The sequence below is a fragment of the Streptococcus oralis Uo5 genome (genome assembly GCF_000253155.1).
Classification (GTDB): domain Bacteria; phylum Bacillota; class Bacilli; order Lactobacillales; family Streptococcaceae; genus Streptococcus; species Streptococcus oralis_L.
In genome coordinates this window covers 577983-593982 of the sequence record NC_015291.1, presented here as the reverse complement: position 1 = coordinate 593982, position 16000 = coordinate 577983, and the positions used below count along the sequence as shown (strand labels likewise).

Sequence of the window (16000 nt, the reverse complement as noted above, 5' to 3'; positions counted from 1 at the left end):
GGTAGGGCCTTTTTGATTATGCTACTTTAAGCAAAGACAGACTATGACGGTTTGGAAGATTTGCTTTTCGAAGCTTGTTTTGCCTCTTTTCTTGCTTGGCGATTTTGCTCGATGCGCCATTCTCTTTCATAGTACTTCATTGCCTCATAGACCCTTTCAGGAAGTCCTACATCTAGTAGAAAGATAGGGATAATTAAATCTGCTGACGGATGAAAAGGGAGAATCCTTCTCTTCAACAGAGCTAGAAAGGATTGGGATTTCACATTTTCCTTGTTTTTAAAATCAACTTCAATCCGATAGGAGTCCCTATACTTCCCTCGAATTCGAGAGAAGAAAAAGTCCTCTACATCAGCCCAAGCATAGAAATGACTGGGTTTCTTTGGGTTTGGTTTGTAGTAAAACCCCTCGACAGTACATTTCAAATATTCCTTATCGGAGCTTAACATTCTGTATGTCTGATAAACGACTACTCCAGCGCAAAAAAGTACAAGCAACATTAACAAAAGGCTTATCGTATGCAGTTGAGTCCCCTTTTGCGAGTACGAATGGAGATAAGAGAGAGGCAACAAGAAGAAAAGCACTGAAGCCAAGCCAAACAAGGCATTCCAAATGATTTTCTTGGGACTACGTTTAATGACTTTTTCTTCCATCATGCCAACTCACTTAAATATTCATAGCGTTCGTATTTTTCAAGGAGGGCTTCATTCTTCTCGTCTAGTTCTTTCTGAAGAGTGGCCAGTTTACCAAAATCAGAACCATTTGCCTGCATTTCTTCTTCAATGGTTGCGATACGATTTTCCAAGGCTTCAATATCGCCTTCAATGCTTGCCCACTCCTGCTTTTCTTGATAGGTCATTCGCTTCTTTTCTTCACGGACTTTGACTACTTTTTCCTTTTCGGCCTTTTGCACTTGATTGGCCATCTCTGTTTCAAAGGCTTTCTCGTCAAGGTAGTCGGAGTAATGACCAAAGAAAGGACGAATCTTGCCATCTTCAAAAGCTAGAATCTTGGTCGCTACCTTATCCAGGAAATAACGGTCGTGGCTAACTGTCAATACTGGCCCTGCAAAACCTTGCAAGAAATTCTCCAAAACTGTCAAAGTTGCAATGTCCAAGTCATTTGTCGGCTCATCCAAGAGAAGAACATTTGGTTTTTCCAAAAGCAATTTGAGAAGATAGAGGCGTTTTTTCTCGCCACCAGACAATTTCTCAATCAAGGTTCCATGCGTCGAACGTGGGAAGAGGAACTGCTCCAGTAACTCAGCGATAGAAGTTGTGGAACCACCACTGGTCTTTACCTCTTCTGCCACTTCCTGCAGGTAATTGATAACGCGCTTGCTTTCATCCAAGCCTTCGATTTGTTGAGAGAAATAGGCGATGCGAACAGTTTCCCCTCTCACAACTTGTCCTTCAGTTGGCTCAAGACTTCCTGCAATCAAGTTGAGCAGGGTTGACTTCCCAACACCGTTGTCCCCAACGATACCGATACGGTCTTTAGCTTGCACCAAAAGGTTAAAATCTTTCAAAATAGGCTTGTTCTCATAGGCGAAGGAAACATTCTGAAACTCGATGACTTTTTTCCCAATCCGACTGGTTTCAAAGTTCATGGTCAAGTCTGCCTCAGCAACGCCGCCTGAAACTTCTTTTTTCAAATCATGGAAACGATTGATACGAGCCTGCTGCTTGGTCGCACGCGCCTGCGGTTGTCTGCGCATCCAAGCCAGTTCTTGTTTGTAGAGTTGTTCTTTTTTGTGAAGGAGAGCAGCATCGCGTTCATCTTGTTCCGCCTTAAGGCGAACATAGTCCTGATAATTGCCCTGATACTCGGTCAAGCCTGCTCGGTCCAACTCGAAAATTCGTGTTGACAGTGCATCTAGGAAATAGCGATCATGGGTGATAAAGAGAACCGTCTTCTTGGAATTTTTCAAGAAAAGGGTCAGCCACTCGATGGTCGCAATGTCCAGATGGTTGGTCGGCTCGTCCAGTAGCAAGAGATCGTGGTCTCCAAGAAGAACTTGCGCCAACTGAACCCGTCTTCTCAGACCACCTGACAATTCACCAACTGGAGTCGACAAGTTCTGAATACCCAACTTGCTGAGAACGGTCTTGACCTGACTTTCGATTTCCCAGGCTTGGAGAGAATCCATCTCAGCCATGACCCGTTCCAAAAAAGTCTGCTTGTCCTCGCTATAGTTGAGCATGATCAACTCATACTCACGAATCAACTGGATTTCCTTGAGGTCGCTGGATAGGACCGTATCCAAAACTGTCTTGCTATCATCGAACTCTGGATCCTGGGTCAAATAGCCAATCTGGTAGTCATTTTTAGCTGAAAAAGGACTGACATCCCCATCAAAGCCTGAAACACCTGATAAAACATCTAAAAGGGTGGTCTTACCCGTGCCATTGACACCAATGAGACCGATTCTATCTAAATCATGGATGATAAAAGAAATATCTTTAAAAACGGTCTTGTCACCGACGGATTTGCTTAGTTTTTCAACGATAAAATCACTCATTTTTTCTCCCTCAGGTAAGCATGGATTGCTTGACGATCATTTTCCAACTCTCCATCGACAATGGCAAACTCAATCTCTGTTAAAATCTCTCCCAAGTCTGGTCCTGGCTGGTAACCATATTCCTTAATCAAAATTCCACCGTTAATCTGAATTTCTTTCTTGTCATGAATGGTCAAACTATGGTAAGTTTCTGTGATAGCTTGTGGGTTGACTTCTTTTCCTTGGGCCTGACGAAGATTTTCAGCTTGTAGAAGGGAATCCAAGTCAAAGCGGTAACAATCGCGCTTGCTCAGCTCTCCTTCTTCTCGCAAAGCCAAAATGGTCAGCAAATCCTGAACCTGCTTGGCAAACTGGCGTGAGGTTTTCCAAGCTTTCAAAAATGGCTGTGCATCTTTAATCTCCAAAGCCCACAATAGAGCCGCCCAGGCTTGTTCAGAAGATTCAAAAGTGAACTCAGTCTCCAAATCAAACAGTCTGTTGAGCTTGTCCTGGCTCCCTGCCATATCTGGAAGATAGTCATAAGCTCGACTCTCAATCATGGAAGCCAGACCAACTCGCCAAAAAGGTGCCAGCAAGAGCTTATCAAACTCAACGAAGGTACGCTCCACAGAAATTTTCTCCAAGAGTGGCGTCAAAGTCTTCATCGCCACAAAAGTTTCTGACTCAAGTTTAAAACCGAGACTGGCCTGAAAACGAAAACCACGCATAATACGTAAAGCATCTTCGTTGAAACGTTCACTAGCCACTCCAACTGCTCGCAAGACTTGGTTTTTCAAATCTTCTAAACCATGGAACAAGTCAATAATTTCGCCTGTCTCATCCAAGGCAAAGGCATTAACTGTGAAATCACGGCGCTTGAGGTCCTCTTCTAGCGAACGCACAAAGGAAACCGCACTGGGTCTACGATAGTCCACATAGACATCCTCTGTTCGAAAGGTTGTTACCTCATACTCCTCGTCCCCATCTAGGACCAAGACGGTTCCGTGCTCGATTCCGATGTCAGCTGTGCGAGGGAAAATCTGCTTGGTTTCTTCTGGATAGGAAGAAGTCGCAATATCCACATCGTGGATGGGGCGATTGAGGAGGGCATCTCGAACAGAGCCCCCAACAAAATAGGCCTCAAAGCCTGCTTCTTTAATTTTTTCTAATACTGGTAAAGCCTTCTGAAATTCAGAAGGCATTTGCGTTAATCTCATAATAAGTGTTCTAATCCATAGACAAGCTCATGACGCTTGACAACTTCTTTGATTCCCAAATTGACCCCTGTCATGAAGGAGCTGCGATCATAGGAGTCATGACGAAGGGTCAATCCTTCCCCCTGATTGCCAAAGATGACTTCTTGATGAGCTACTAAGCCTGGCAAACGAACTGAGTGGATCCGCATGCCATCAAAGTTAGCACCACGGGCACCAGCAATCAATTCTTCCTCATCAGGCGCACCTTGTTGGATAGACTCTCGAACTTCTGCCATCAACTCAGCCGTTTTAATGGCTGTTCCACTCGGAGCATCTTTTTTCTTGTCATGATGGAGCTCGATAATCTCCACATTTGGGAAATATTTGGCAGCCTGCGCCGCAAATTGCATGAGCAAGACAGCTCCCAAGGCAAAGTTAGGGGCAATCAAGCCACCCAAATCTTGTTCACGAGAAAATGCTTTTAGTTCTGTAATTTCTTCACTAGTGAATCCTGTTGTTCCAACTACTGGAGCAAAGCCTTTTTCAAGAGCAAAGCGTGTATTTTCGTAGGCAACGGCTGGTGTAGTAAAATCCACCCAGACATCCACTTCAACACCAGCCAAGTCAGCCTTATCATTGAAGACAGGAATTCCCTGCCATTCTGACTCAGACTCAAAAGGATCCAAAACTGCGACCAAGTCCAAGTCTGGATCAGCCAAGACCATCTGACAAGCAGCTTGGCCCATCTTTCCCTTAAAACCGGCAATAATTACTCGAATACTCATCTCTACTCCTGTCTAAGATACAAAGCCTGTAAGAACACAAAGTGAAAATAGGAGTTCTGATCAAGGAGTGTCTACTCCTTGGAAGAACTATCTTTTTCACACAGGGTTCCAGGCGTGTTCAATTATCAAGATACAAAGGACGTTAGCTGCCCATGAAAAATAGGGAATGGCGCTGACTTTCTACGAAAGGCAAGACAGGCATCTTTTTTCAAGAGGCAGGTAGGCCGTGTTCAATTGCTAAGATACAAAGCCTGTAAGAACAATTTAGACGATTGGTGTATAGCTCAAGGCGATACTACCTTCTCCAAGGTGGGTCCCAATGACACTACCAAAGGTTTCAATTGGAATTTCAGCAGTCACACCACTCTCCATCAAAAGCTGACGTAAATCCGCTGCCTTTTGAGGAGCGTTCCCATGAATGACTGTTATACGGTAGTCCCCATCTTTTGTCAACTCCTTGATGATTTCCACCAAACGTTTGATTGCTTTCTTTTCTGTACGAACTTTTTCGTAAACTTCAATCACTCCTTGGTCATTAAAGTAAAGGATAGGCTTGATACTGAGGAGATTTCCTAAGATAGCTGCTCCATTTGACAAACGTCCTCCCTTAACCAGGTGATCGAGGTCATCTACTATGATAAAGGCTGAATTATCAGCAATTTGAATCCCCAACTTCTCCTGAATCTGGGCAAAATCATCACCTTGTTCTGCCCATTCAAAGGCACTCTCCACCATAAATCCGAGAGGGGAACTTGTGATATGGGTATCTGGAAAGGCAATGGTCAAGCCATCATACTCATCCAACATGTATTGGATGTTCTGATAAAAGCCTGAAATTCCTGACGAAAGAAAGAGTCCTAAGACATGGGTATAACCCTCGTCTTTCAAAGAACTAAGAATCTCATCCAATTTGGCAATACTTGGTTGACTAGTTTTAGGCAATTCTACAGACTGAGCCATTTTTTGATAAAATTCCTCAGCAGTCAGATTGACACCTTCAACATACTCCTCTCCATCAATATTGACAGGAATATCCAAGATAAATAGATTCTCTCTTTGCAGCGTCTTCTCCTCTAAATAGGCTGAAGAATCTGTAATGACAGCTAATTTCATGACTAAAACTCCAAATTGATCCCTGGAAGATCCAAGGCGATTTCTGTTACTTCATACGTCAAACGATTGAGCATGTTCAAACATGGACGTGCCAGAGTTTCAACTTCTTCTTGGTTAAATTCGCTTGGTTCGTTGACAATGCGACCTTCCACGTGGTTAACTTGAGAAATCGTTCCGCTGATGACAAATTTGTCAAAGACAATCATGAAACTCAAGATAACGACAAGCGAAGTCACTTGGTTTTCTTGGTCATGTTGGAGCAACTGAAAGTTCACGTCTACCTTGGTTTCAGGAGCTCCATTTTCATTTTCCCATTCAAAGTTACGAGCATCAAAGTGATACTGGCTAACAAATTCTTGTTCTCTTTTAAGATTCATTTTTCTCTCCCTTTGCTACAATTTACTATGCAATTGTACCACATTTTTATCATTTCATCTAGTTTTCTAGGCTTTAGTCAATTCCGATTTCATCTTTAACAACAGCAGCAATCGTATCTACGTAGTAGTTCACTTCTTCTGTTGTTGGCGCTTCTGCCATGACACGCAAGAGGGGTTCTGTTCCACTTGGGCGGACAAGGATACGACCGTTCCCTGCCATCTCTTCTTCCATCTTTTCGATGATCGTTTTAATAGCTGGTACTTCCATGGCTTTTTCTTTCATGGCATTTTCCACTCGGATATTGACCAGTTTTTGTGGGTAAATCGTCACTTCTGATGCCAATTGAGACAAGCTCTTGCCTGTTTCTTTCATGATTTTAGTCAATTGGACAGCTGATAATTGACCATCACCAGTTGTGTTGTAATCCATCAAGATTACGTGACCAGACTGTTCACCACCAAGGTTGTAGCCTGATTTTCTCATTTCTTCAACGACATAGCGGTCACCAACAGCAGTCACTGCCTTGTTAATGCCAGCACTCTCCAAGGCCTTATGGAAGCCAAGGTTAGACATAACCGTTGTCACAATGGTGTTTTGAGCCAACTGGCCTTTTTCAGAAAGGTATTTACCGATGATATACATGATCTTATCACCATCGACGATGTCACCATTTTCATCAACAGCAATCAAACGGTCACTGTCTCCGTCAAAGGCCAAACCAATAGCTGACTGGCTTTCTTTGACCACTTCTTGAAGAGCTTCTGGATGTGTAGAACCCACATTCAAGTTGATATTAAGACCATCTGGTGTCTCACCGATAACAGTTATTTGAGCCCCAAGGTCTGCAAAGATTTGACGGGCACTTGTAGATGCTGCACCGTTGGCTGTATCCAAGGCCACTTTCATTCCCTCAAGAGGAGTTCCAGTTGAAACAAGGTAGCCTTCATACTTGCGTAAACCTTCTGGATAGTCCACTAAGGTTCCCAAGCCTTCGGCACTTGGACGAGGAAGGGTGTCTTCTGTAGCATCCAGCAAGGCTTCGATTTCTGCTTCTTTTTCATCATCAAGTTTGAAGCCATCCCCACCAAAGAATTTAATTCCATTATCAAGGGCTGGGTTGTGACTAGCGGAAATCATGACACCTGCACTGGCTCCCTCAGTTTTGACCAAGTAAGCTACTGCTGGTGTTGCAAGGACACCGAGTTTGTAGACGTGAATCCCTACGGAGAGGAGACCTGCCACTAAGGCTGATTCTAACATTTCTCCTGAGATACGTGTATCACGTCCTACAAAGACTTTAGGGGCTTCTGTTTCGTGTTGGCTAAGAACATAACCACCAAAACGTCCCAGTTTAAAGGCCAATTCTGGCGTCAGTTCTACGTTTGCTTCTCCACGGACTCCATCGGTCCCAAAATATTTACCCATTTTATTTATCATCCTTTTCTACTATTTTATTTAGTCCTGTTTAGACGAGTCTGGTTTCGTTTCTGAACTCGTTGAAGACGAACTGCTGGTTGAAGAGCCCGTTGACGAGGTCGTTGACGAAGAACTCGAGCTAGACGATACTGTTTTGGTTGTAATTTTCATTGTAGTGTCAAATGGCATAATGACGCTTGGTAAGACATTTCCATTTTTATCAACTGCTTGTAGTGGAACAGAGGCCGAGTAGTTACCCGTTATCCGTTCACTCGTCGGCAAGATGGCAATGACACGATCTACTCTAGAGAGAGTCTCCTCGTCACTGATAACCGTTACTTTTTCATCTGACACAGTGACTGTATCAATTTTCACACGAGAATCAATCTGGCTAGGGTCAATCTCCGGCACAACGATTACATTATCTCGTTTTGCTTTTTTGCCGACCTTGACTGTTATCTTTTGCGGAGTTGCAACAGCCGTCAAACCACTCGGTAAATTTTCAATGGTTAGAGGAACTTCGATGGTCCCTACACTGGCATTGGTTAAGTCAGCTTTGACCTTGAATTTCCGAGTGCTTTCCTGCATTTCGCTCGCCAATGCAACTCTGTTTGACCCTGTCAGAAAGACCGTCACTTCAGAAGTAAAGCCACTGATAAAATACTGATCGCTGTCGTACTGAATATCGATTGGGACATTGAGTACCGTATTGGTATAGGTTTCTGTCCGCACTTGTCTGGCGCTATTGCTATTCTGATAGTTTGTTGAAGTCGCATAGATAAAAAGGATGCAGGCGAAAAAGAAGGAAGAAATAATATAAAGACTATTTTTTCTCATGTTTCAATCCTCCTAGCAAACGCTCCTTCAGACCTTGTTTTTTCTCTGATGTTGGAAGTAAGATTCTTCTTAACTCCGATTCAAACTCTTCCAAGGTCAAATCATGTTTAAAGACTCCATTATAGGTGATTGAGATTCCACCGGTTTCTTCTGAAACCACAAAGGTAAGAGCATCCGATACTTCTGACAAACCAATTGCTGCCCTATGACGTGTCCCAAACTCCTTAGAAATTCCAGTATTTTCAGTCAGGGGTAGGTAGGCTGAAGTTACGGCAATCCGATCTTCTCTGACAATAACCGCTCCATCGTGTAAGGGTGTATTAGGGATAAAGATATTAATTAATAACTCAGAGGAAATCTTAGCATCCAGAGGAATCCCAGTCGAGATATATTCCTGCAAGGTTCTTACTCGCTGAACAGCTACAAGAGCACCAATCTTACGAGGGCTCATGTACTCGACTGATTTGACAAAGGCACGAACCATTTGCTCTTCCGCACTAATAGGGGCATTGTAGAAGAAATCCGTAGCCCGACCCAATCGTTCCAAACCAGTCCGAATCTCTGGTGAAAAAATAACTACCGCTGCAATGACCCCGTAGGTGATGATCTGATTGATCAACCAGGAAATGGTCGTCAAACCAATCATATTGGACAGAATCTGACCTAAAATAAAGACCAGAACACCCCGCACCAAAATCATGATTTTGGTCCCTGCAATCGCTTTGGTAAAATGATATAAAATATAAGTCACAATGAGAATATCAATCAGATTGGTGACTATTGTCCAAGGACTTGAAAACAAACTCGTCCAGTATTGCAAATTGGATAATTGTTGAAAATTCATCCCTGGCCTCCTCCCCTTCAAAACACTTTCTGTACCATTATACCATTTTTTGCCCATTTTTTCCCTATCCTACCTCATTTTAAATTAAGCAAAAATATGATAAAATAAACTGATTAGAAAAAACGAAGGAGAAATCATGTCTCAACTCTATGATATTACCATTGTAGGTGGCGGTCCTGTTGGGCTCTTTGCTGCCTTTTACGCTCACCTACGCCAAGCCAAAGTCCAAATCATCGACTCCCTTCCCCAGCTCGGTGGTCAACCTGCCATCCTCTACCCTGAAAAGCAAATCCTTGATGTGCCAGGTTTTCCAAACTTAACCGGAGAAGAGTTGACCAATCGCTTGATTGAACAGCTAAACGGCTTTGAAACACCTGTTCACCTCAACGAAACTGTTCTTGAAATCGAGAAACAAGATCAAGGATTTACCATCACAACTAATAAGGGAAGCCACCTGACTAAAACAGTCATCATTGCCATGGGTGGCGGTGCCTTTAAACCACGGCCACTCGAATTAGACGGTGTTGAGGACTATGAAAACATCCACTACCACGTTTCCAACATCCAACAATACGCTGGTAAGAAAGTGACCATCCTTGGTGGTGGGGACTCAGCAGTGGACTGGGCTCTGGCTTTTGAAAAGATTGCCCCAACTACTCTCGTTCACCGTCGAGATAATTTCCGCGCCTTGGAACATAGTGTGCAAGCCCTGCAAGAATCATCTGTGACCATCAAGACACCGTTCGTCCCTAGCCAACTCCTTGGAGATGGTAAAACACTCGACAAACTAGAAATCACCAAAGTCAAATCAGATGAAACCGAAACTATCGAGGCAGACCATCTCTTTGTCAACTATGGTTTCAAATCATCTGTTGGCAATCTTAAAAATTGGGGGCTGGACCTCAACCGTCACAAGATTATCGTCAATAGCAAGCAAGAATCTAGCCAAGCAGGTATCTATGCCATCGGGGACTGCTGCTACTATGAAGGTAAGATTGATTTGATCGCTACAGGACTGGGTGAAGCTCCAACAGCTGTTAACAATGCCATTAACTACATTGACCCAGAACAAAAAGTTCAACCCAAACACTCGACCAGTTTATAAGAAAAAACCACGGATCAACGATTCGTGGTTTTAGAGTTCTTCTGCGATCTTGTTTATTTTTCTAAGTCTGTGGTTGACGCCACTTTTGGTCAGAGGATTGCTCAGGCTATCTGCCAACTGCTGGATAGAGTAGTCTGGATGCTGAATCCGCAACTGCGCTACCTCTTGCAAATCCACGGGTAAATTTTCCAAACCCATTCTATCTTTGATTTTACTGATATTATTAATGGTCTTCATACTAGCAGAAACCGTCCGAGCGATATTGGCTGTTTCAGCGTTATTGGCGCGATTGAGGTCGTTACGGGTTTCACGCAAAATCTTGACGCGCTCAAAGTTATCACGCGCCTGCATAGCCCCAATCACGATCAAAAAATCCATGATGTCTTCTGCACGTTGAAGATAGGTAACTGCACCTTTCTTGCGTTCAATAACCTTGGCGTCCAGCAAAAACTGCTGAAGAAGAGAGGCCAATCCTTGGGCATGGTCCAGATAAACGGAACTGATCTCCAACTGGTACTTGCCAGACTCAGGATCTCGGATACTACCATTTGCCAGAAAGGCCCCACATAAGTAAGCACGACCAGCTTCTTCATCTGCTAAAATATCGGGATCAATACCCATCTCCAAACCAAAGAAGGAATCCGCAAGCCGCAAATCAGCTAAAAGCTCCTGCACCCTCTCATCAGTATAGACCGTGTAGACACGATTCTTGCGAAGATTGCTTCTCTGATGGTGACGAATTTCTGACTTGATCTCATAAAAATGGAGAAAGGACTCATAAAGGTGCCGAGCTAACTTGGCATTTTCAGTTACGACGGACAAGGTCAGGCCTGAAGTCGAGAGACCAATACTGCCAGACATCTTGATGATGGCAGACAATTCATGACGACTGAGATGGTGTTGACCAAGAATTTCCTCTTTTACTGCAACTGTAAAACTCATTTTCTCACCTGTATAATGCGCATCAATTCATCTACAATCAAATCGCCATCATGGAAGGCACCTCCATTTTCCAAACGAAGGAAGTTGGATGAAATCACACGAGGGACCTGCTTGCAAAGACCAGCAAAGTCATGCTCTACCTGAACCAAATATTCATCAAAACGGTTGGTATCCATGTATTCTCTAGGAACCTTTTCGATATTAACCAAGACCGTGTCGATAAATGGCCGACCTAAGTGTCGATGGAGGACTTCCACGTGGTCACTGTCTGAAAAGTGCTCTGTTTCCCCACGCTGGGTCATGATATTGCAGACATAGGCGATCTCTGCCTTAGTCTCCAAGAGAGCCTGCCCGATCTCCTCGATGACAATATTCGGCAAAATCGATGTAAAGAGGGAACCAGGCCCCAGGACGATCATGTCACTCTCTAGGATAGTATTGACCACTCGACGGCTGGCTTGCGGTGTTTCATCATCCAAGGTATTGGTCACATAGACATGGTCAATCATACCTGGATGATCTGCAATGTGGCTCTCACCTGCCACCTCAGAACCGTCTTTAAAGACTGCATGCAGTGTCAAAGGCTGATCGCTTGATGGGTAGATTTTTCCTGTTGTGTGGAAAAAGAGACTTAGCAGCTGCATGGCATTGTAAGTGGACCCTTGCATTTCAGAAAGTCCTGCTATAATGATATTTCCTAGAGGATGACCCGCAAAAGCACCAGCGTCTTCTGAAAAGCGGTACTGAAAAACCTTCTCATAAAATTTAGGCATATCCGACATGGCTACCAGAACATTGCGAAGATCGCCTGGTGGTGTCAGCTGTTGGATATTCTTTCTTAGCTCACCAGAAGATCCGCCATCATCAGCTACCGTTACGATGGCTGCGATATCAACATCCTTTTCTCGCAAGCTTTTCAAAATGACGGGGATACCAGTTCCTCCACCAATTACCGTTATCTTTGGTTTTCTCATGAACGGTTTACCGTTTCCTTTCTTCTGTCTTTGTCACGATGGCTTTCATTGACAGGCCAGTTTTTAGCAAGGTCCTCAGCGATTCGTTTGGCAAAGGCAACACTACGGTGTTGTCCACCCGTACATCCTACTGCGATAGTTAAAACAGACTTGCCTTCTTTTTTGTAACTTGGCAAAATGGGTTCAATCAAGGCGAGTAAGTGCTGATAGAAACTTTCAGACTCTTCATGATTCATCACATAGTCATAAACTGCTTGATCCTCACCTGTCTGATTACGGAGTTCAGGGAGGTAGTATGGATTTGGCAAGAAACGGACATCAAAGACCAAATCTGCATCAATAGGGATACCATACTTGAATCCAAAAGACATGACCTCAATACGGAAAGACTGGGTTTGTTCTTGGTCCGAAAATTGCTCAGCAATGGTTTTACGAAGTTCACGCGGAGTGAGTTCTGTCGTATCCACCACATTTTGGCTCATGTTTTTCAAAGGTGCCAAAAGTTCACGTTCCAGCTTGATGCCATCTAAAATTCGACCATCTGCTGCTAGAGGGTGACTTCTTCTAGTTTCCTTATAGCGTGCCACCAATTCCTTATCTTTTGCATCCAAAAAGAGAATTTTGAAATCCAATTCATCCTGATTTTCCAATTCATCCAAAACTGCCTGAATCTCTGAAAAGAAGGAACGGCTACGCATGTCCACAACCAAGGCCAGTTTGTGGTCATCATCTTTAGTTTCAACCAACTGCAAGAACTTTGGTAAGAGGGCTGGTGGCATATTGTCAATCGTAAAATATCCCAAATCTTCGAAGGACTGAATGGCTACCGTTTTCCCTGCGCCACTCATCCCTGTCACAATCACCAGGTGAAGTTGTTTCTTTGTCATCTATCTCTCCTTATATCAAAAAAAGTTTGGCAGAGCCAAACTTCAACTAGCTTATCCAATCTCTGCGATCACTTCAATTTCGACTTTTACATCACGAGGAAGACGTGCAACCTCTACAGCTGAACGAGCTGGAAATTCCTCTTTAAAGGCAGTCTGGTAAACCTCGTTAAAAGGAACAAAGTCGTTCATATCGCTCAAGAAGCAAGTTGTTTTGACAACATGGTCAAAGTCTGTTCCTGCTTCAGCCAAAATAGCAGCAATGTTTTTCAAAACTTGTTCTGTCTGTTCTTGGATCGTTTCTCCTACAATTTCTCCAGTTTCAGGAGATAGGGGAACTTGACCGCTAGCAAACAAAAGATTGCCAACGATTTTCCCTTGAACATAAGGTCCGATTGCTTTTGGAGCTTTGTCTGTATGAATTGTTTTTGCCATTTCTTTCCCTCACAATTTTTCTAATATTGCGTCCCAAGCCTGATCCATCCCTACCTTGCTGACAGATGAAAATAGAATGAAGTCGTCACTGGGGTCAAAGTTTAATTTCTTTTTGATTGCTGATTCATGCTTGTTCCACTTACCACGGGGAATCTTATCTGCCTTAGTCGCAACGATGATAACCGGAATCTCATAATACTTGAGAAATTCGTACATCTGCACATCATCTGCTGACGGGTCGTGACGGAGATCCACCAGACTGACCACGGCACGGAGATTTTCCCGAGTGGTCAAATACTCCTCAATCATGCGCCCCCATTTTTCACGTTCCTTTTTGGAAACGCGGGCATAGCCATAACCTGGTACATCCACAAAACGCATCTTGTCATCAATGTTGAAGAAGTTGAGTAACTGGGTCTTCCCAGGTTTTCCTGATGTACGAGCAAGATTTTTGCGGTTCAACATGGTGTTGATAAAGCTAGACTTGCCGACATTTGAACGCCCTGCAAGGGCAATCTCTGGCAGTTCATCCTGCGGATAGTGGGACTTGTTTGCCGCACTGAGCAGGATTTCAGCATTGTGTGTATTGATTTCCATAGTCACCTCTAGGCTGTTTCTAGGATGGGTTTTTCCGTTCCATCGACAGCTTCTTTTGTGATGCGGACCAATTTCACATTTTCCTGACTCGGTACTTCAAACATAACATCTAGCATGGTTTCTTCAATGATTGAGCGAAGACCACGCGCACCAGTTTTGCGTTCGATAGCCTTATTGGCAATTTCTTGAAGGGCTTCATCGTCAAATTCCAACTCAACATCATCATAAGAAAGCAAGGTTTGGTATTGTTTGACCAAGGCATTTCTTGGCTCCTTCAAGATGCGAACCAAATCATCGACCGTCAATTGCTCAAGAGCTGCAAAGACAGGTAAGCGCCCAATCAACTCAGGAATAATACCGAACTTTTGAATATCTTCAGCGATGATTTCCTGCATGTAGGAGCTGTTTTCGTCAATCGCCTTGTTATTTTGGCCAAAACCGATGACTTTTTCTCCCAGACGTTGTTTAACGATTTCTTCGATGCCATCAAAAGCACCACCCACGATAAAGAGGATATTTTTGGTATCTACTTGAATCATCTCTTGTTGTGGATGTTTGCGTCCACCTTGAGGCGGCACGCTAGCAACGGTTCCCTCGATAATCTTGAGAAGGGCTTGTTGCACACCTTCACCCGAAACGTCACGTGTGATAGACACATTCTCGCTCTTCTTGGCAATTTTGTCAATTTCATCTACGTAGATAATCCCACGTTCTGCACGTTCGATGTTAAAGTCAGCAGCCTGCAAGAGTTTGAGGAGGATATTTTCCACGTCCTCACCCACATACCCAGCCTCAGTCAGAGCTGTCGCATCTGCAATGGCAAAAGGCACGTTCAAGCTCTTAGCCAAAGTCTGAGCCAAGAAAGTTTTCCCTGAACCAGTTGGACCAATCATCAGGATGTTTGACTTCTGCAAATCCACATCTTCTGACTCTTCACGCGTATCGTGGAAATTGATGCGTTTATAGTGATTGTATACAGCCACTGCCAAGGCACGTTTGGCACGATCTTGACCAATCACATAGTGGTTTAAGATATTTAGGAGTTCGATTGGTTTTGGTACTTCAGACAAGTCTGCTAAAACTTCCTCGGCCAACTCCTCCCGAATGATTTCCTGGGCCAACTCCACACATTCATTACAGATAAAGGCGTTGTTCCCAGCGATTATTTTCTTTACTTCTTCTTGGCTTTTGCCACAAAATGAGCAATAAACCATCATATCATTTTTCCTATTTGTAGGCATGATTTCCTTCCATTCTAATTTATCATTCTATCTAAAATAAGGTCATATAAAAAGCGTGGACACTGTTGACCAGATTGGTAAAAGCATTCAACCAGAGTAAGGCAGACAGTCCATAGCGCTTCTTACGAAAAGCCTGTGCTCCAGTCAAAATACAGATCACACACAAAAAAGCTGTAAAAAATCCAAATATACTGCGCTCCATTAGACTTCCTTTCTATCTCGGTATTCGATAGTAAAATCATAGTCGTTTTTCTCATCTCGGGTGTAAGATTTGCTTGCTACTGTCTCAAAACGAGACAAGTCAAACTCCTCAGGGAAATAGGTATCTCCCTCCACCTGAGCATGAATCTGTGTCACGATGATTTCATCTAAATAGGGCTCAAAAGCCTGAAAAATCTGTTTTCCGCCAAGGATATAGAGATTTTTTTCCTGACTCTGATACCACGCTAAAACAGACTCCACATCTTGAAATACGAGCGCCCCATCTATGACTTCTTCGCTATTGCGCGTTAAAATCAGGGTTTGCCGTTTTGGAAGCAGACGACGTCCCATGCCATCAAAGGTCACTCGCCCCATCAGTATAGCATGATTTAAAGTTGTTTCCTTAAAATGTTGCAACTCTGCTGGCAAATGCCAAGGGAGACGATCTTCCTTCCCAATCACACCTTTTTCATCTTGGGCCCAAATGGCTATGATTTTCTTTGTCATGCTTCCGTCCTTTTTATTGATACTACTATTTTATCAAAATTCTCCCAA

At 43.5% G+C, this 16000-nt stretch carries 18 protein-coding genes; 1 reads left to right on the top strand and 17 read right to left on the bottom strand.

What is annotated here, in order from left to right; translation table 11 throughout:
* Positions 1-41 precede the first annotated feature (41 nt).
* The 9 genes from SOR_RS03070 to cdaA all read right to left on the bottom strand — a co-directional run bounded on the left by SOR_RS03070 (position 42) and on the right by cdaA (position 9066).
* Complete coding sequence (locus SOR_RS03070) at positions 42-653, bottom strand: hypothetical protein (protein ID WP_000969657.1); 612 nt, start codon at positions 651-653, stop codon at positions 42-44.
* Positions 650-2518 carry an ABC-F family ATP-binding cassette domain-containing protein gene (locus SOR_RS03065; RefSeq protein ID WP_001279118.1) on the bottom strand — a complete coding sequence of 623 codons (1869 nt, stop codon included), beginning with the start codon at positions 2516-2518 and terminating at the stop codon, positions 650-652. Before SOR_RS03065 ends, SOR_RS03070 begins: the two co-directional genes overlap by 4 nt.
* Positions 2515-3714 carry a CCA tRNA nucleotidyltransferase gene (locus SOR_RS03060; protein ID WP_080568296.1) on the bottom strand — a complete coding sequence of 400 codons (1200 nt, stop codon included), beginning with the start codon at positions 3712-3714 and terminating at the stop codon, positions 2515-2517. The genes SOR_RS03065 and SOR_RS03060 overlap by 4 nt, the downstream gene beginning before the upstream one ends.
* On the bottom strand, positions 3711-4478 hold the full coding sequence (gene dapB / locus SOR_RS03055) for a 4-hydroxy-tetrahydrodipicolinate reductase (protein ID WP_000027882.1): 768 nt from the start codon (positions 4476-4478) through the stop codon (positions 3711-3713). The genes SOR_RS03060 and dapB overlap by 4 nt, the downstream gene beginning before the upstream one ends.
* Positions 4479-4742: 264 nt before the next feature.
* On the bottom strand, positions 4743-5591 hold the full coding sequence (locus SOR_RS03050) for a DegV family protein (RefSeq protein ID WP_000762163.1): 849 nt from the start codon (positions 5589-5591) through the stop codon (positions 4743-4745).
* A gap of 2 nt (positions 5592-5593) precedes the next feature.
* Positions 5594-5968, bottom strand: a complete 375-nt coding sequence (locus SOR_RS03045) for a DUF1149 family protein (protein WP_001050092.1) — start codon at positions 5966-5968, stop codon at positions 5594-5596.
* Between the two features lie 73 nt (positions 5969-6041).
* A complete protein-coding gene (glmM, locus tag SOR_RS03040; RefSeq protein WP_000521455.1) occupies positions 6042-7394 on the bottom strand; it encodes a phosphoglucosamine mutase in 1353 nt (450 codons plus the stop codon).
* Positions 7395-7424: 30 nt separating this feature from the next.
* Complete coding sequence (locus tag SOR_RS03035) at positions 7425-8222, bottom strand: CdaR family protein (RefSeq protein ID WP_001230932.1); 798 nt, start codon at positions 8220-8222, stop codon at positions 7425-7427.
* Positions 8209-9066 carry a diadenylate cyclase CdaA gene (cdaA, locus tag SOR_RS03030; protein WP_001011086.1) on the bottom strand — a complete coding sequence of 286 codons (858 nt, stop codon included), beginning with the start codon at positions 9064-9066 and terminating at the stop codon, positions 8209-8211. The genes SOR_RS03035 and cdaA overlap by 14 nt, the downstream gene beginning before the upstream one ends.
* A gap of 136 nt (positions 9067-9202) precedes the next feature.
* On the opposite strand from cdaA, the gene SOR_RS03020 reads away from it, so the two are divergent.
* A complete protein-coding gene (locus tag SOR_RS03020) occupies positions 9203-10171 on the top strand; it encodes an NAD(P)/FAD-dependent oxidoreductase (RefSeq protein ID WP_000081030.1) in 969 nt (322 codons plus the stop codon).
* A gap of 30 nt (positions 10172-10201) precedes the next feature.
* On the opposite strand, the gene whiA is transcribed toward SOR_RS03020, so the two are convergent.
* From whiA to SOR_RS02980, 8 genes are read right to left on the bottom strand one after another with little or no spacing between them, the layout of a single operon-like run.
* The gene (gene whiA, locus SOR_RS03015; protein WP_000011288.1) at positions 10202-11113 is read right to left on the bottom strand and encodes a DNA-binding protein WhiA; all 912 of its coding nucleotides are present in this window, start codon (positions 11111-11113) and stop codon (positions 10202-10204) included.
* Positions 11110-12087, bottom strand: a complete 978-nt coding sequence (locus tag SOR_RS03010) for a YvcK family protein (protein WP_001231053.1) — start codon at positions 12085-12087, stop codon at positions 11110-11112. Before SOR_RS03010 ends, whiA begins: the two co-directional genes overlap by 4 nt.
* Entirely contained in the window at positions 12084-12974 is an 891-nt protein-coding gene (gene rapZ, locus SOR_RS03005) for an RNase adapter RapZ (RefSeq protein ID WP_000163048.1), read from the bottom strand. The genes SOR_RS03010 and rapZ overlap by 4 nt, the downstream gene beginning before the upstream one ends.
* A gap of 51 nt (positions 12975-13025) precedes the next feature.
* Positions 13026-13406: a RidA family protein gene (locus tag SOR_RS03000; RefSeq protein ID WP_001140417.1), complete on the bottom strand. Its 381-nt coding sequence runs from the start codon at positions 13404-13406 to the stop codon at positions 13026-13028.
* 9 nt (positions 13407-13415) lie between these two features.
* Positions 13416-14003: a ribosome biogenesis GTP-binding protein YihA/YsxC gene (yihA, locus tag SOR_RS02995; protein ID WP_000405204.1), complete on the bottom strand. Its 588-nt coding sequence runs from the start codon at positions 14001-14003 to the stop codon at positions 13416-13418.
* Positions 14004-14011: 8 nt separating this feature from the next.
* Positions 14012-15244 carry an ATP-dependent Clp protease ATP-binding subunit ClpX gene (gene clpX / locus SOR_RS02990; RefSeq protein WP_002874765.1) on the bottom strand — a complete coding sequence of 411 codons (1233 nt, stop codon included), beginning with the start codon at positions 15242-15244 and terminating at the stop codon, positions 14012-14014.
* Positions 15245-15275: 31 nt separating this feature from the next.
* Positions 15276-15446 (bottom strand): hypothetical protein, encoded by a 171-nt coding sequence (locus SOR_RS10250; protein ID WP_000442252.1) that lies wholly within the window; start codon positions 15444-15446, stop codon positions 15276-15278.
* Positions 15446-15952 carry a dihydrofolate reductase gene (locus SOR_RS02980; protein ID WP_000162310.1) on the bottom strand — a complete coding sequence of 169 codons (507 nt, stop codon included), beginning with the start codon at positions 15950-15952 and terminating at the stop codon, positions 15446-15448. The genes SOR_RS10250 and SOR_RS02980 overlap by 1 nt, the downstream gene beginning before the upstream one ends.
* Between the last annotated feature and the right edge of the window lie 48 nt (positions 15953-16000).

Excerpts from the sequence above, each read along its gene's own strand:
- SOR_RS03020 (WP_000081030.1), top strand. The coding sequence starts at position 9,203 with ATGTCTCAACTCTATGATATTACCATTGTAGGTGGCGGTCCTGTTGGG.
- whiA (WP_000011288.1), bottom strand. The coding sequence starts at position 11,113 with ATGAGTTTTACAGTTGCAGTAAAAGAGGAAATTCTTGGTCAACACCAT.
- glmM (WP_000521455.1), bottom strand. The coding sequence starts at position 7,394 with ATGGGTAAATATTTTGGGACCGATGGAGTCCGTGGAGAAGCAAACGTA.
- SOR_RS03060 (WP_080568296.1), bottom strand. The coding sequence starts at position 3,714 with ATGAGATTAACGCAAATGCCTTCTGAATTTCAGAAGGCTTTACCAGTA.
- SOR_RS03035 (WP_001230932.1), bottom strand. The coding sequence starts at position 8,222 with ATGAGAAAAAATAGTCTTTATATTATTTCTTCCTTCTTTTTCGCCTGC.
- SOR_RS03050 (WP_000762163.1), bottom strand. The coding sequence starts at position 5,591 with ATGAAATTAGCTGTCATTACAGATTCTTCAGCCTATTTAGAGGAGAAG.
- SOR_RS03010 (WP_001231053.1), bottom strand. The coding sequence starts at position 12,087 with ATGAGAAAACCAAAGATAACGGTAATTGGTGGAGGAACTGGTATCCCC.
- yihA (WP_000405204.1), bottom strand. The coding sequence starts at position 14,003 with ATGGAAATCAATACACACAATGCTGAAATCCTGCTCAGTGCGGCAAAC.
- rapZ (WP_000163048.1), bottom strand. The coding sequence starts at position 12,974 with ATGACAAAGAAACAACTTCACCTGGTGATTGTGACAGGGATGAGTGGC.
- SOR_RS02980 (WP_000162310.1), bottom strand. The coding sequence starts at position 15,952 with ATGACAAAGAAAATCATAGCCATTTGGGCCCAAGATGAAAAAGGTGTG.
- dapB (WP_000027882.1), bottom strand. The coding sequence starts at position 4,478 with ATGAGTATTCGAGTAATTATTGCCGGTTTTAAGGGAAAGATGGGCCAA.
- clpX (WP_002874765.1), bottom strand. The coding sequence starts at position 15,244 with ATGCCTACAAATAGGAAAAATGATATGATGGTTTATTGCTCATTTTGT.
- cdaA (WP_001011086.1), bottom strand. The coding sequence starts at position 9,066 with ATGAATTTTCAACAATTATCCAATTTGCAATACTGGACGAGTTTGTTT.
- SOR_RS03000 (WP_001140417.1), bottom strand. The coding sequence starts at position 13,406 with ATGGCAAAAACAATTCATACAGACAAAGCTCCAAAAGCAATCGGACCT.
- SOR_RS10250 (WP_000442252.1), bottom strand. The coding sequence starts at position 15,446 with ATGGAGCGCAGTATATTTGGATTTTTTACAGCTTTTTTGTGTGTGATC.
- SOR_RS03065 (WP_001279118.1), bottom strand. The coding sequence starts at position 2,518 with ATGAGTGATTTTATCGTTGAAAAACTAAGCAAATCCGTCGGTGACAAG.
- SOR_RS03045 (WP_001050092.1), bottom strand. The coding sequence starts at position 5,968 with ATGAATCTTAAAAGAGAACAAGAATTTGTTAGCCAGTATCACTTTGAT.
- SOR_RS03070 (WP_000969657.1), bottom strand. The coding sequence starts at position 653 with ATGATGGAAGAAAAAGTCATTAAACGTAGTCCCAAGAAAATCATTTGG.